The 15,312-nt window shown below is 39.9% G+C and carries 12 protein-coding genes and 2 pseudogenes; 3 read left to right on the forward strand and 11 right to left on the reverse strand.

Annotation, left to right across the window (positions count from 1 at the left end; translation table 11 throughout):
• Positions 1–560: 560 nt before the first annotated feature.
• Together gloA and D5018_RS09740 are read right to left on the reverse strand one after the other, a co-directional pair.
• On the reverse strand, positions 561–971 hold the full coding sequence (gene gloA, locus D5018_RS09735) for a lactoylglutathione lyase (RefSeq protein ID WP_121838818.1): 411 nt from the start codon (positions 969–971) through the stop codon (positions 561–563).
• A 43-nt stretch (positions 972–1,014) separates the two neighbouring features.
• Positions 1,015–1,515 (reverse strand): lactoylglutathione lyase family protein, encoded by a 501-nt coding sequence (locus D5018_RS09740; protein WP_121838819.1) that lies wholly within the window; start codon positions 1,513–1,515, stop codon positions 1,015–1,017.
• A gap of 102 nt (positions 1,516–1,617) precedes the next feature.
• Here D5018_RS09740 and D5018_RS09745 point away from each other — a divergent pair, with 102 nt between their 5' ends.
• The 3 genes and pseudogenes from D5018_RS09745 to D5018_RS09755 all read left to right on the forward strand — a co-directional run bounded on the left by D5018_RS09745 (position 1,618) and on the right by D5018_RS09755 (position 5,057).
• Entirely contained in the window at positions 1,618–2,511 is an 894-nt protein-coding gene (locus D5018_RS09745; RefSeq protein WP_121838820.1) for a LysR family transcriptional regulator, read from the forward strand.
• An 85-nt stretch (positions 2,512–2,596) separates the two neighbouring features.
• Positions 2,597–3,016 carry a hypothetical protein gene (locus tag D5018_RS09750; RefSeq protein WP_133309272.1) on the forward strand — a complete coding sequence of 140 codons (420 nt, stop codon included), beginning with the start codon at positions 2,597–2,599 and terminating at the stop codon, positions 3,014–3,016.
• 70 nt (positions 3,017–3,086) lie between these two features.
• Positions 3,087–5,057: pseudogene (locus tag D5018_RS09755) on the forward strand (TonB-dependent receptor plug domain-containing protein).
• Positions 5,058–5,151: 94 nt separating this feature from the next.
• Here the strand turns inward: D5018_RS09755 and nth are convergent.
• The 9 genes and pseudogenes from nth to D5018_RS09800 all read right to left on the reverse strand — a co-directional run bounded on the left by nth (position 5,152) and on the right by D5018_RS09800 (position 15,148).
• Positions 5,152–5,787 (reverse strand): endonuclease III, encoded by a 636-nt coding sequence (gene nth / locus D5018_RS09760; RefSeq protein ID WP_121838822.1) that lies wholly within the window; start codon positions 5,785–5,787, stop codon positions 5,152–5,154.
• Positions 5,787–6,482: an electron transport complex subunit E gene (locus tag D5018_RS09765; protein WP_121838823.1), complete on the reverse strand. Its 696-nt coding sequence runs from the start codon at positions 6,480–6,482 to the stop codon at positions 5,787–5,789. Before D5018_RS09765 ends, nth begins: the two co-directional genes overlap by 1 nt.
• On the reverse strand, positions 6,475–7,113 hold the full coding sequence (rsxG, locus tag D5018_RS09770) for an electron transport complex subunit RsxG (protein WP_121838824.1): 639 nt from the start codon (positions 7,111–7,113) through the stop codon (positions 6,475–6,477). The genes D5018_RS09765 and rsxG overlap by 8 nt, the downstream gene beginning before the upstream one ends.
• Positions 7,114–7,128: 15 nt before the next feature.
• Positions 7,129–8,175: an electron transport complex subunit RsxD gene (rsxD, locus tag D5018_RS09775; RefSeq protein ID WP_121838825.1), complete on the reverse strand. Its 1,047-nt coding sequence runs from the start codon at positions 8,173–8,175 to the stop codon at positions 7,129–7,131.
• A gap of 2 nt (positions 8,176–8,177) precedes the next feature.
• Entirely contained in the window at positions 8,178–10,352 is a 2,175-nt protein-coding gene (gene rsxC, locus D5018_RS09780) for an electron transport complex subunit RsxC (RefSeq protein ID WP_121838826.1), read from the reverse strand.
• Positions 10,346–10,918: an electron transport complex subunit RsxB gene (gene rsxB / locus D5018_RS09785; RefSeq protein WP_121838827.1), complete on the reverse strand. Its 573-nt coding sequence runs from the start codon at positions 10,916–10,918 to the stop codon at positions 10,346–10,348. The genes rsxC and rsxB overlap by 7 nt, the downstream gene beginning before the upstream one ends.
• Positions 10,918–11,496, reverse strand: coding sequence for an electron transport complex subunit RsxA (gene rsxA / locus D5018_RS09790; protein WP_121838828.1), 579 nt, complete (start codon positions 11,494–11,496; stop codon positions 10,918–10,920). The genes rsxB and rsxA overlap by 1 nt, the downstream gene beginning before the upstream one ends.
• A gap of 153 nt (positions 11,497–11,649) precedes the next feature.
• A pseudogene (tnpC, locus tag D5018_RS09795) lies at positions 11,650–13,078 on the reverse strand (IS66 family transposase).
• A 174-nt stretch (positions 13,079–13,252) separates the two neighbouring features.
• The gene (locus D5018_RS09800) at positions 13,253–15,148 is read right to left on the reverse strand and encodes an EAL domain-containing protein (RefSeq protein WP_165905032.1); all 1,896 of its coding nucleotides are present in this window, start codon (positions 15,146–15,148) and stop codon (positions 13,253–13,255) included.
• Positions 15,149–15,312 lie beyond the last annotated feature (164 nt).

Below are 15,312 nucleotides of genomic sequence, written 5' to 3' on the forward strand. Positions count from 1 at the left end.
GAGAGAAGAATGGGCGCTTCCATTAATGGAAAACTTTTATCGTTACCTTAAAAATCATCGTATTTACCGCAGTGTCTTTGGGATTATTTGATTTAGAAATATGAGGGGATCTTTAAGGTAAAAAATACAAAAACCAAAAAGACAATTTTTAATGGGAAAATTTTCAATAAAATAGGGCTAACTTGCACCGATAGCGCTTGTAAAGCTTGGAAGTAACTGAAAAGCATAATGGGTGGTCATTGTAAGGTGATGGCCATCTGAGGAAATTGAACCATAGCCGAGCTAGGTGCAATTTTTTAAAAATATCTCTTATTTATAACTCATGTTACGCACCAAGAGATGATTAGTGGCATAATCATGAAATGAACGATGAACTACTTGCTTTTATTAGTCTGGTTAGCTTGGCTTGACTGTGAATAAGGTGAAGAGTTTAAAGAACTAAGTACTTTAGGATAAAACATTGAAAAAATGAGAGCAATCAAGTGGTTTCTTAATGCTCTCATAACGCCTTGCTAATGATAAGTTAAGATATTTTAATCAACTTATGGTGAAGTTAAATTTTACCCTAAGCCCTTAGTCGCTGATTTCATCTGAATCAGCTCAATCTTATATCCATCAGGATCTTCCACAAAAGCAATTTCAGTCGTACCACCAGCAACTGGGCCTGGTTCACGGGTAATTTTGCCACCAGCTTCAGCAATCGTTTTACATTGAGCATAGATATCTTCAGCACCGATAGCCAAATGACCAAATCCCGTGCCCATGTCATAGTTGTCTGTATCCCAGTTATAAGTCAGTTCAACTACTGCATGACCTTCAGACTCTTCTCCATAGCCCACAAAAGCAAGGGTATACTGATATTCTGAATTTTCAGATTTACGAAGTAATTTCATTCCTAGAATACGAGTATAAAAATCAATACTTTTATCTAAATTACCGACTCGGATCATTGTGTGTAACAGTTGGCTCATAATGCGTTCCAAAACAATTGTTAGTGTAAGTCAATGATAACAATCAATTGTTGTATGCACCACTTGAATAGGTTAGCTCGTAACTATGGCTGTAAATTTCTAGAATATTGCCAAATGGATCTTCCATGTAAATCATGCGATATGGTTTTTCACCCGGATAATAGTATCTAGGCTCTTTCATTCGTCTTTTTCCGCCTGCGGCGACAATTTTTTCAGCTAATCCTTCTACATCAGGATCTTGAACACAAAAATGGAAAATACCTGTTTTCCAGTATTCGAAGTTGTTTTCAGGATTCTGTTGATTTTCGAATTGGAATAGCTCAACACCAATCCTGTCTCCAGTTGACATATGGGCAATTTTAAATCTGTTCCAACCAGCACCAAACACATCAGTACACATTTCACCTATGGCACTGGTGTCTTCAGTGATTTCTGTTGGTTCCATAATTAGGTACCAACCAAGTACTTCGGTATAAAATTTTACTGCAGCTTCAACATCGGGTACTGAAATACCAATATGAGAAAATGTTCTAGGATAAGCCATGATTTATTCTCTTAGTTATGGATATGGCTCAATGATAGGTTTGTTTTATGAAAAGTTTAAATTATCATTACTTGGTGTATTGATAATTTTTTATTATAAGCGATGCTAAATCCACATTGGTTAAGAACCTTCAAAACACTCATTGATATTGGCAGCTTCACTCAAGCAGCCGAAAAATTATTTATGACTCAACCTGGTGTCTCTCAACATATTCAAAAGCTAGAAGATATGTGTGGTTATACATTGATTAAGCGTCAAAAGCGTAGCTTTGAAATTACAGCGCAAGGTAAATTGGTATACCAATATGCGCTTGATATTGAGCGGAATGAACAAAACCTACTTAGTAAATTAAGTTTTAATGAACCTTATTCAGGGCAATACAGAATAGCTTGTTCCGGCGCTTTTTCTCTTCTGCTATATCCGCATTTGGTAGAATTACAAAAACAGTATCCATTGTTGACCCCAAGTGTAGAAGTGGCTCCTAATCATAAAATCTTTGAATCAATATCAGTCGGCAATGTCGATTTTGGCTTGGTAACACAATTACCCGATCCAATTTATTTTGATTTTGAAGTAATTGGTAGAGAACGATTATGTTTATTTGTTCCATCAGAAGGTTTATGTCACAACATAGAGAAGTTGGTTAAATTAGGATTTATCAGTCATCCAGATGCGACTCATTACCTAAAGTATTTTATGTCTGAATGTGGTCATGCTGAACTATCAAAAATGAATACAGATGACTTTCCAATTTCAGGCTATATCAATCAACTTGCACAAATACTTACCCCGGTCGCTAATGGTATTGGGTTCACTGTATTACCGGAATCAGTACGGAAAAGTTGTTTAGAAGCTCAAAATTTAATGACGTGGGATATAGGGAAGCCAGTATATGAAACGGTGTTTTTAGTCAAAAAGAAAGATTATGAATTACCAGTAAGGTGCAATACGGTGATTAAATTGTTAAAAGGGCTAACATGCTTAAGAGGGGAATAGATTGAAAGATAGTTAATTTTAGTCATTCATTCTTCACTTAATCCCAAAAAAAATCTACAATACTGGCGATTTTTTAGGGATAATTGTGTTTAACACGCGGTTAAAATTACTTCTTTTGATAACCATGTTACTTGCTTTTGTCGGGCAGGTGGTGGCTTATCATTATGTTGCGGTACACAAAGATATCTCTAACTCTCAATTCTCCTCGCAAAAGCTGTTTCTCGATAATCAAGACTCTGATTTGACTACTCGCAATGATTTATTAGTAGAAGGAGCCGCCAAAGATCAACTAACGTCCGAAAAAGAAGAAGACTGCTGTGAAGTGCAGTGTTGTGAAAACGATTGCTTTTGTCCAGCTAACGCATGTGCCCCTGTTGTTTTTTTAGAGTTGAGCCTTCCTACTTTAGAGTCAGCTAAGATAAGTGAACCTGTCTTGCCAGTGAAGAGCAAAAGTACACGATTTATTGCTACTTCTTTGTACCGTCCTCCCATTTTTACCTCTTAGATTCAGTGTCTTACAACCAAATTATTCATTGCGAATATTTCGCAAGGATTAGCATTGCTAGAGGTAAATAATGCTTACAAAATTATCTAAAGTAGCCGTTGCTGTGCTACTCGCACCTTCAATATCTTATGCCAGTGAAGGTGAACATGAACATCATGAGCATGGTGAAAATAATGTTGAAAGAATTCAAGTGACGGCATCCCGACTTGGGCGTATTGTGACGGAATCTGCGACACGAACCGAGATCATCAATGGTGAAGAAATTCAAGAAAAGGCCCTAATGAGACCGGGGAATATTTCTATGCTGGTGGCAGAAACAGGTGGCGTGAGAGTACAAAACACTTCACTGGCGTTAGGAAGTGCCAATATTCGATTGCAAAGTTTGTATGGACGTTACACACAATTACTCAGTGATGGTTTGCCACTTTACGGGGGACAAACAGCATCTATTGGTTTACTTCAAATTCCTCCTACCGATTTAGCGAGTGTTGAAATCATCAAAGGTTCGGCATCTTCACTGTATGGTGGTTCAGCGCTTGGAGGTGTGATTAATTTATTCTCTCGTACTCCATCAGATGAACTTGAAGGTGAAGTGCTTTTAAATGCGACTTCTAAAAATGGACAAGACATTACGTCTTATTTTGCATCTCCGATAACTGACTCAACCATTGCTTCAGTAACGGCGGGTTTACATAATCAAAAGCAACAAGATTTAGACCATGATGGCTGGCTTGATATGGCTGAATATCAGCGAGTAACGATTCGTCCGCGTGTTTACTGGGAAAGTGGAAGTGGAGCTAATCTATACCTAACTTTTGGTGCAATGATTGAAGATAGAACAGGAGGTACCAAAGCGGGCTCGAACCTGCCTAATGGTAAGCCATTTATCCAAAGCCAAGATTCGAAAAGGTTTGATAGCGGATTTATATTTGATCAACCGCTTAGAAGTGATTAACCTCAATATTCGCGGCTCAGCAATGCGTCAGCAACATGATCATGTTTATGGTTTAGTCAAAGAAAACGATACTCACGAAAGTTATTTATTTGAATCGAGTGTGTCTGGTTACAATGATGAAACGGCTTGGCTTCTAGGCTTAGCTTATCAATCAGATCGATTCGAATCCAAAGAGTTTTCAGCTTTTAACTATCAGTACAATGTACCGGGTTTATTTTCTCAAGTTGATTATGAGTTAGTGATGAAATATCAATGTCGGCTAGTGCCCGCACAGATTGGCATAGTGAATATGGCACGCAGTTTAGCCCGCGAATTTCGGGATTATATAAACCTGACAACTGGACAATTAGAGGTTCTTACGGGCAAGGGTTTTATGCGCCAACACCGTTTATTGAAGATATTGAAGATGTAGGTTTATCAAGGTTAGCACCGCTTGATAACTTAAAAGCAGATCAGGCGACCACGGCTTCTATCGATATTTCTTACACAGTTGATAGTGTTGAAACAAGCGTCACCTTGTTTGCTTCTGATGTAGAAAATGTCACTGAACTAGAAGTGATAAAACCAGCAGATATACATTCAAATAAAAAGGTTCGTATAGTCAATGCCGCTGGTAAAAGTGAGATTCGTGGTACAGAACTTCTGCTTCGTTATCGCTGGAGAGATCTTAAGTTGACGGGCAGTTATTTGTACACAGACGCAACTAAAGAGAACAGCGCAGGCAATGGCCGAGTGCCACTTAATTTAACACCAAAACACTCGGCAGGCGCCGTGGTCATGTGGGAAGAACATGGTAGTCATCTAGTTGGTTTTGAGGCCTACTATACTGGCACTCAACATCTAGAGGGCAACCCATACCGTGAAAAGAGCAAAGCTTATTGGCACTTAGGTCTTCTTGGGCAAATTACGGTGGGTAAAGTGAGCTATTTTATTAACGCAGAAAACTTGCTTAATGTTCGTCAAACTAAAGAAGAGTCATTATTGCTGCCAGTACAAGCTCCAAGTGGACGATGGACAACTGACATCTGGTCTCGTAATGATGGGTTTACTGTTAACGCAGGTATTCGAATTCAGTTTGGGCATTAATGCGTTTGTAAGTGTTGAACAAATACATTACAAGGTGACATTCGAGAGTTGTCTCCTTGTATTTAAAGTGTTGAAATTTGGTTCCTGCAAATACTTATATTTCAGTTTTATCTTTAAACTCACAAAGATCTTCAATAATACAACTACCGCATCTTGGTTTTCTGGCTATGCAGGTATAGCGACCGTGTAAAATAAACCAGTGGTGAACATCGACCTTGAATTCAGCAGGGACAACTTTAAGCATTTTCTGCTCGACTTGGTCGACATTCTTACCCATTGCAAACTTGGTGCGGTTTGCCATGCGGTAGATATGGGTATCTACTGCGATAGTAGGCCAGCCAAATGCCGTGTTTAATACCACGTTTGCTGTTTTTCGACCAACGCCGGGAAGGGCTTCTAAAGCTTCACGGTCTTCGGGCACTTCACCGTTATATTTTTTTATTAAAATTTCACAGGCTTTGATCACGTTAATAGCTTTGTTGTTATACAGCCCAATGGTTTTAATGTATTGCTTTAAACCATCTACGCCCAAATCATAGATAGCTTGTGCAGTATTCGCTACAGGGAATAATTTATGGGTGGCTTTGTTTACAGAAACATCTGTAGCTTGTGCTGACAAGGTTACGGCAACCAACAACTCAAAAGGAGAAGAGAAATTCAATTCAGTTTCTGGTTTCGGGTTATTGGCTCTTAATCGTTCCAATATTTCACGACGTTTAGCGTTATTCATTAACCTACCTTTGTGATTCGAGCACGAGTAATTTCAGTTTGAACAGGTGCAGGCTTTCTTTCTTCAAGTTTTTTATCGATAACGTTTTTAGCGGCAATCATCAAACCCATTCCTATAAATGCGCCAGGTGGAAGCATTGCCAGTAAGAATGAGGTATCTACTTTCCACAAATGGATCGTCAAATTGGCAGCCCAAGGTCCCAGTAATTGCTCAGCTCCGCTAAATAGAGTACCTTGGCTTAAAATTTCACGACCAGCACCAAGAATAACTAAAACTAGAGCAAAGCCTACACCCATCATTAGACCGTCATAAGCCGAAGCCCAAACGTTATTTCTTGAAGCGAAAGCCTCAGCTCGACCAATGATCACGCAATTCGTTACGATAAGAGGTAAGAAGATACCTAAAGATAAATAAAGTTCATACGCATAAGCGTTAATGAGTAATTGAACCGTAGTCACCAATGCTGCAATGATCATCACAAATACTGGAATCCGAATTTCTTTAGGTACATAGTCACGCACCAACGACACCAATACGTTAGAACCGATCAAAACCACCATTGTGGCTAAACCTAGACCCAAGGCATTAGTAACCGTAGCTGTTACTGCAAGCAAAGGGCACAAGCCAAGCAACTGAACTAAACCGGGATTGTTTTTCCATAATCCCTGAATGGTAATATCTTTATAATTAGCCATTTTGTTCCTCACATGAGCGAGTTTGACGCTGTATATCTGCAAAATGAGAGTTGATATAAGTTAAAGCTTTATGTACGGCTTTCACGTATGCTCTCGGAGTAATAGTAGCTCCGGTAAATTGATCGAAGTCGCCTCCATCTTTTTTGACTTTCCACTTGCGAGCGCTTGGTTTTGATAGTGTTTTGCCATTAAATTCGTGAACCCAGTCAGACTTAGATAGTTCGATTTTATCACCTAATCCAGGCGTTTCATTATGCTCTAGGGTTCTAACTCCTAATATTTCACCAGCTTTAGTAACAGATAAAATCAGTTTTATTTTGCCGTTATAACCGTCTGGGGCATAAGTTTCCATTGCGATGGCAGTTGCATGTTGCTCCTTGGTCGCAATAAAGGCGGCAACAGGTGTATCTGTATTGAGCTCATTAGGAGCATAAATCAAACGGCAACTTTGAACTAAATTATTGTCATGAATATCATTTGGAATGATATCCGTTAAAATTTTTAGGCGTTGAGCTTGCTTCTGAGCTTGTATTTTGTCGGCTGTAAATTTATCGACAAAAGCGACCAGCCCAGTACATAACATGGCAAAAAGCGCGAGGATAAGTCCATTTCTTACAATACTTTTATTCATTAATGGTTCCTTGGCTTAACTTGTACGATGACCATAACTGCGCGGTCTGACATAGTAGTCGATAAAAGGAGCAGTCATATTGGCGAGTAACACTGCAAATGCGAATGCATCAGGGTAGCCACCAAAAGTACGAATTACATAAACCAAAATGCCGATCATCGCGCCAAATATGAGTCGACCTCTAGGGCTGGTGGCGGCGGTAACAGGATCGGTAGCAATAAAGAATGCAGCTAGCATTGTCGCGCCAGTAAACAGTTGGTTAGTCGGCGAAATATGCGTATCTGGGTGTAATAAAAAGCCAGCACTTGTACAAATAAATAGGGCAACAAGCACACCGGTACAAATATGCCAGCGGATCACCTTCAGTTTTAGCATGGCTAGACCACCTAAAAGATAGCCAAGATTTATCCAAAACCAACCCGTAGCGATACTGCCTGTAAATGCAGGTTGCTTCATTATTTCAGAAGTGATGTGCTCAAGTGAGTAACCTGTTTTCAGACTATCTAATGGTGTAGCCATTGTCGTTCCGTCTATTGCCTGCTTCCAGTAATCGGCGGCATAGTGACTTAAACCGAAAATGGTATTGAAGGCATCCGTAAAAGTAGGGGAGTGAGCTGCCACACTTAACGGCGCATTCCAGTTGGTCATTTGAACAGGAAAAGATATTAGAAGTAATACATAACCTGCCATTGCAGGGTTAAAGATATTATTTCCTAATCCACCGTAGAGATGTTTTACAAACACGATGGCAAACAACACACCGATGACAATGATCCACCATGGCGCCATGGAAGGTATGGCGACAGCTAAAAGAACAGCTGTAACTACGGCACTGTAGTCTGAAAGGGCAAAGCTAATGCTTTTATTACGAAGCTTCATGACTGCGGCTTCAGCTGCAATAGCCACTGATACGGCTAAAAGTACTTGTATTAAACTCCCCCAACCAAAAAAGTAGAGCTGCGCAGCAAAGCCTAGAAGCATGCACACAAGAACGCGTTGCATAACCCTACTGGTTTGTAATTGAGTATTAATATGGGGCGATGAGGCGCTTTTAAATGCCATGGTTATTCTTGACCCTCTTTTATTTCCGCAGCTTGTCTTGCTAGTTTTTTCGCCTTTGCTTTGGCAACGGCTGCGGCAACACGAGCTTTTTTATCGTCAACTTCAGAATTAGAAGCGATTTCTACCTTTTCATTATCTTTGAGTGTCTCAGAAGATTTCTGCTTAGCTAACTTCTTAGCTTTGGCTTTTGCTACAGCCGCGGCGATCTGTGCTTTTTTATCATTAACCGGCGTACCATCAGAAGTAACTTCAATTTGAGCATCAGAAGCCTTAGCGGCTTTTTTCGCTTTTTTATCATCAACTGGCGCATCATCAGAAGTAACGTCAACTTGAGCTTCAGAAGACTTAGCGGCTTTTTTCGCTTTAGCTCTGGCTATTGCGGCTGCGATTTGCGCTTTTTTATCATCAGAATGCACATCATCAAGTGTCGCTTCAACTTGAGTTTCAGTAGCCTTAGCCACTTTTTTTGCTTTAGCTCTGGCTATCGCAGCTGCAACCTGAGATTTTTTATCGCCTGATGCATCCTCAGTCGTAGATTGATTATTTTCAGTTTGAGCAGCCTTTTTGGCTTTGGCTCTAGCAATAGCTGCTGCAACTTTTGACTGCTTATCATCAGTGTCGCTAGCACTGTCAGATTGAGTTTCGGCGGCCTTTTTAGCTTGTACACGCGCTAAGGCAGCAGCAACAGCGTCTTTATTGGCAGATGACATCGATGATTTCCGGCGTTCTGCTGCTTGTCGAGAACGCTCTTCTCTAGCCTGCTTTTCTTTTTCCAAGCGCTCAAGCCTTGCATCAAATCTTTTTTTGGCTTCTTCTGCTGCGAGTTTATTTTGTTCTTCTGTTTTGATTGCTGATTTAGCAATACGATAATACTCCACGAGTGGAATATCAGAAGGGCAGACATAACTACAACAGCCACATTCAATACAGTCTTTCAGGTTATAGCTTGCAGCTTTATCATATTCTTCGGCTTTTGCATGCCAAAAGAGTTGTTGTGGCAGAAGGCTAGCGGGGCAAACTGTGGCGCATTCACCACATCGAATACAGGACTTTTCTTCTGCTTGACCATTAAATTCTTGCCGACTAGGCGCAATAATACAGTTGGTGCCTTTTAAAATCGGTGCTCTTGAATCACGTAATGCATGCCCCATCATTGGACCACCAACAATAAATTGTTGGTGCGAAGGATCATGTAGACCACAGGCTTCAATAATATGCTCAATTGGCGTTCCGATTGGAATCCAATAATTGCCTGGATTCTTAAAATTATCTCCGGTGAGGGTAACAACGCGTTGAGTTAATGGCTTAGATTCGTCAACAGCTTCTGCAATGGCAAATGCCGTCCCGACATTTTGTACTACGATACCTAGTGTTGCAGGAATACTTCCTGACGGGACTTCTTGACCTGTTAATATTTGGATAAGTTGCTTTTCGCCACCTGATGGGTATTGCGTCGGCACTTGAGTAACCCGAGCTATTTGCGACAGTAAAGTATTACTTGCTAATGCAGATTGCATAATGCTTATTGCTTCGGGTTTGTTATCTTCGATAGCAATTACGATTCTCGTCGGGTCGATCAGTTTACGAATGATTTCAATACCACGCAGAATGCTTTCGGCTTTTTCTCTCATCAAGCGGTCATCGGAGGTGATGTAAGGTTCACATTCAACACCATTGATGATCAGTAATTCAATGTCACTGCTTGGTGCTAATTTTATATGTGTAGGAAAAGCGGCACCGCCCATTCCGGCTATGCCTGAGTGCCTAATAATGTCTAGAAGTTCTTGATGACTGTATTCATTAGAGAGAGTTTGAGTTTTATCATCTGAACACGCATCATTACCATCAGCATCAATGATCACGCTTAAAACAGGCAATGCTGAAGCATGGTTACTGGGCATAGTTCTGATGGCTGTTACAATACCAGAAGTCGGAGCATGACAGGGTAGGTGGCGTTCACCTTTGGTAAGAGCCTGACCTTTGGTAACTTTGTCGCCGATCGATACAGATAGTGTGCAATTTTCTCCAACCGTTGGAACAGGTATGACAAACTGTTTTGCCAATGGTAAGTTATTAATAGCAGCTCGGTTAGAAAGTTGTTTTGATTGCGGCGGATGAATACCACCAGTCAAGGGCCACAGAGTGCCTTTATCTATTTGCTCTAAAAGGGTTAGCACTGTGATTCCTCATGTAACATCTTCACAGGAATCGCATTCACACGCCAATCCCAGTTAGTTAGGGTGGTTTCTTCAGGTATCATATCGATACAGTCAACAGGGCACGGCTCAACACATAGATCGCAGCCAGTACAGTTTTTAGTGATAACGGTATGCATCAGTTTTCCTGCTCCGACAATGGCGTCCACAGGACAAGCTTGAATACACTTGGTGCAACCAATACATTCATCTTCACGTATATAAGCCACCTTTTTGACTTGAGCTTCTTCCGAAACATTCAGAGGTTCAGGATCAACCCCCATAATATCGGCAAGCTTTTCCATCGTTGCTGTACCGCCAGGAGGGCATTTATTGATCTTTTCCCCGTTAGAAATCGCTTCTGCATAGGGGCGACAACCGGGGTATCCGCATTGACCACATTGAGTTTGGGGTAATGTTGACTCTAATTGATCAACAACAGGGTTTCCTTCAACCTTAAAACGATGAGCAGCGTAACCTAATAAAGCACCAAAAATAAGTGCTAATACCGACAAAAGAATAACGGCAGTAACAATATCGATAATCATTATTTAACTAGCCCTGTAAAGCCCATAAAGGCCAATGACATTAATCCTGCAGTGATCATTGCAATTGCACCACCTCTGAAAGGAAGAGGTATATCGGCAGCAGCCAAACGTTCTCGCATTGCGGAGAACAATACTAAGACCAATGAAAATCCAACAGCTGCACCGAACCCATAGACAGCCGACTCTAAAAAGTTATGTTTTTCATTGATGTTTAATAACGCCACACCCAATACAGCACAGTTAGTTGTGATAAGTGGGAGATAGATCCCCAAAGTTCTGTATAAAGATGCGCTGGTCTTCTGAACGACCATTTCAGTAAATTGCACTACGACTGCAATGACCAATATAAAGCTGATGGTTCTTAGGTAAGCTAAGTCGAAAGGGATCAATAAATACAAATTAACGAGGTAGCTTAGAACTGAAGCAAGCGTTAACACAAAAGTGGTTGCCATAGACATGCCAATGGCCGATTCAAGTTTGCTTGAAACTCCCATAAAAGGGCAGAGACCAAGGAATTTGACCAATACGAAGTTATTAACAAGTACGGTACCGATAAGCAAGAGGAGATATTCGGTCATTACCAAAAATTGTTTTAAACATTAATTTGACTATTATCGGTGTTTCTTACTTCAGAAACAATCCTTTGAGCTTAAACTACTGCGAACATGAGTGAAAATTTATCAAAAATTTATAAATGGTTTGTAAGTAACCATTCGCCAGCGTACTATTGACTAATCGCTGGTGAGGTTGAACACGTCTGGATAGGGCTTTCTTTCTGTTACTGCTGTAACAATCTCCGATATGACATCAAGTGCCGATAGACCACGCTTTTTACATGTCTCAATCACTGACAATACTCTAGAGCGGAACTCATCTCCTCTGTCTGAGCTTGTTCCAAAGCAGTTTTTACGCATGATAACCGTACCTCTAATGCAGCGCTCAGCTTCATTATTGGTAAGTGGTGTCCCTTGGTAAGTAACAAAGACCCACAACCCTGTTTCACACTTCAGTAAGTGTTGGCATCGGCCAGAGTATCTCTCTGATGGTGTATCAGCGCCTTTTTCCAGTAAGCTTTTAAAGCTCTGTTTCAGACGTTGCATTCTTCTTAACCACTGAACTTCCGTTAGTAGATTTTGCTCATATCGATGCTGAGTTCGAAATACAGTTTGAAGGATTAGCACCAACTTCTTCCCTATGCGAGAAGTCAGCCCACCACCTGAGTAATCCGCCATTTGTTGAAGGTTACGTAATACATGAGCAAGGCACAGCTGGTGCTTTTCTGGGTTAATGAAGTTGTAGGCCGCATATTGGTCAGTGATAACAATGTTGTCCTTACATTCACCAAGCATAAATTTAGCGTTGTCTTTATTTCTGAAGTATCGAACTGTCTGAAATACAGCATCTTGTGATGAAATCAACCAACACCAACGAGTTCCTTGTTCACCATTACGAAAGTGGGAAGTTTCATCACTATGAACATACAAAGCTTTGTGGATATGCTCTTTCAAGCTTTGATGCGTTGGAGTGAGCATAGAACTGACTTTTCCTTGTGCTTCTGAAATCGCTCCCGTTGAAAAAGTCACTCCGTATTGTTCAAGTAGCAGCTGTCGAGTTTGAGAAACACTTAAGTGGTACTTTCCTGCCAACACTGCGATATAACTCATTAAACGAGCACCTATTTGGCCTTTGGGGCACTTTCAGGTAACTCCCCTTTGTAGGTGGCATTACAATATTCACAGTGTCCATGAAAGATTTGATACTCAATAATTTCCAAAGGCACTTTGGGTAAATCGAAGACTTGATGACGGCGACTACATTGCTCATTTACATTGATGTGATGGTGACAAGCCGAGCAGCAAGCTTGAGGCTTGCACTCAATGATTTTGTCAGTATCAGACAATTCAGCTAACGGTCTTTTGTGCCCCGTGTGGCCTGGCTGAGCGCCCACCTTATTTCGGCTACGAGGCATTTGAGCTTTTTTCGCTCCGCCTTAGCTTCAGGTGTATCTGAAGAGGGTGACTTTGATGAGTTTCGAGAAGATTGCTTCAGCTTATCTTCATACTCCCTAAGCTTTTGCCAGAGCTCTCGTATGAGTAAATTAGCTTCTATCAAATTTGAAGGCTGGGGCGCATCTTTCTCATATAGCTTTTTCTTTTTCATGCGAACATAAAAACACCATAAAAAGATCGAGCAAGTAACAATGTTAGATCAAGTGATTTGTTTCACAGAAATCAATAGGGGCTTGGTGAATGGTTACGTTTGTAAAGCAGTCCTGACTTGTTAATGCCATTGATAATTACACTAATACAGATAATTAATGAACTGAAGCTCTGTTTACGCTGCTCGCAAAATTTTTGGTGACGATATAAAGAATCCCTGTAAACCATCAACCAATAATTGTTCAAATTCAATTTTTTCAGCTTGGCTTTCAATATTTGTTGCTATAACAGGTATGCCTAAACGTTTTGCTATATCAACCAACATACGAACGATAAAGCGGTTATCTTCATTAAAATGGATATCCTTAGTAAAACTACTATCAAGCTTTATGAAGTCAGGTCTTACTTCTTTTAAGAATTTAAAGGCTGTAAATCCAGTTCCAAATTTTTCAAAACAAACTCGAGCACTTGACTTATGAACCGTTTTTACAAAATTAGCCGCTGCAGTTGTGTTAACTTGCATGCCTGTTTCACCAACTTCAAACACTAACTTTGAAGCAATGTTTGCATGTTGTTTTAGTTGATTATGAAGCCAAGCTTGAAAACTTTTATTCAAAGCTGATGCAGCACTGATATTAATCCCAATTGAACTACGTAATGTAGGCTTTTTAATCAGCAATCTCATTGCTTTAGTGATCACCATCTTATCAAGCTCCGTAACTATGTCGAGCCGCTCTGCCATTGTTATAACAGCAGATGTTGGTAATATTCTAGAGTCTTCATTCTGGAAGCGAGTCAGGAACTCTTGGTAAAAGGCGGTTTGAGAGTTACAAGACTGAATGGGCTGATAGTAAAAGGTAGCGCCTCCACTTTTTAGGATGTAGTTAAGTGTTTGCTTCCAATGTCCATCACCGATTTTATCAGAATCGGTTTCTTTATCCATTGCATAAAAACAGTTTGATCCCAAAGTCTCAGCCACACTAAGAGAGGATTCGAGCATTTCTATCGTAGTTATAGACGGTATTTGGTTTTTATATGGAATTAACCCAATGTGAGCAACAGAAGGTGTTTTTAGTAACTGTTGGTACTCATCCAATAATGATTTTAACTTTGGCAGTAAGGTTTGTGCACCTTGAAAGCTCACTTCAGGTAAAACAATTGCAAAATCAGCACTCGATATGCGGTAATGGCTGGCTTTTGCAGTGGTTTTAGTCATTGAAAGAAGTAACTTAGTGATTTTTATTAGATAAGCATCACCGGCGTTACGTCCTTGAATTTGATTGATATACCCGAGCTCACTCGCGCGCAATACTATAATAGAACCATTTATTTTATTATCACTTTTCGCCGCGTCTTCTAGCTTTTTATAAAAAATTAACCGAGTGAGTAATCCTGTAAGTTGATCTTGTCTTGCTTCTTTGTTTAGTTGCTGGTTTTCAACAGATATCTGACTAACTCTTTCTGCATAAAGCTTTTTAGCCTGTGAAATAGCATCTTCAACGAGCTTAAACTGCTTAGGAAATGAAGTTGTCGAGTATATAGCTGATTTGCGATTTGGTATTTGTTCAATTAATTGAATTAACTGATTGAGATAATGGTTTACGCGGCTAAAGCAAAGTAGTGCACAGAGTGCAATAAGGACATAACTACTCACCAGTACAATAGCAATATTAATAAAGTCTGAAATGATCGCTTGATTTGTTTTCGTTACATCTAATTTGACTTGTATTCTGCCAGAATCAGTTTGTTGATAGCTTCCAACATTATTTGGAAATAATTGGTTAATAATATAGGGTTTATCGATAACTAATTGACCAGTGGTGTAGTTGTTCTCAGTGTCTTCTTTATCGATATATTGAAAAAAGCGAATAGGCGTGATGGCTTTGATTATTTGATAAATACCCAAACCATCCTTAGGCCAGTTTTCAACTTTTGAGACTTGTTTTTGATAGCTAGTTAATCGCTCATGGTTGGTTTGCTGAAACTTCGCAAGTTGGAATTGGTATAAAAGCACTAATCCTGTGCCGAAAATACTAAATAAAATTGTTTGAAAAAACTTTGAAGAAAACATATTCATCCGGTCCATCAGACTTGTTTGCTAACTAAAATCAACAGTCCTAATTAATATCAATATATCGATAAATGCCAATAAGAACTCAGTAATATCTGATTTATGGCTTAGGAGTAATAACAAAGGCAGTTCAGGTAAAAATAAAAATTGGTCAGTTGATGCAT

The sequence above is a fragment of the Parashewanella curva genome, assembly GCF_003675895.1.
Lineage (GTDB): Bacteria > Pseudomonadota > Gammaproteobacteria > Enterobacterales > Shewanellaceae > Parashewanella > Parashewanella curva.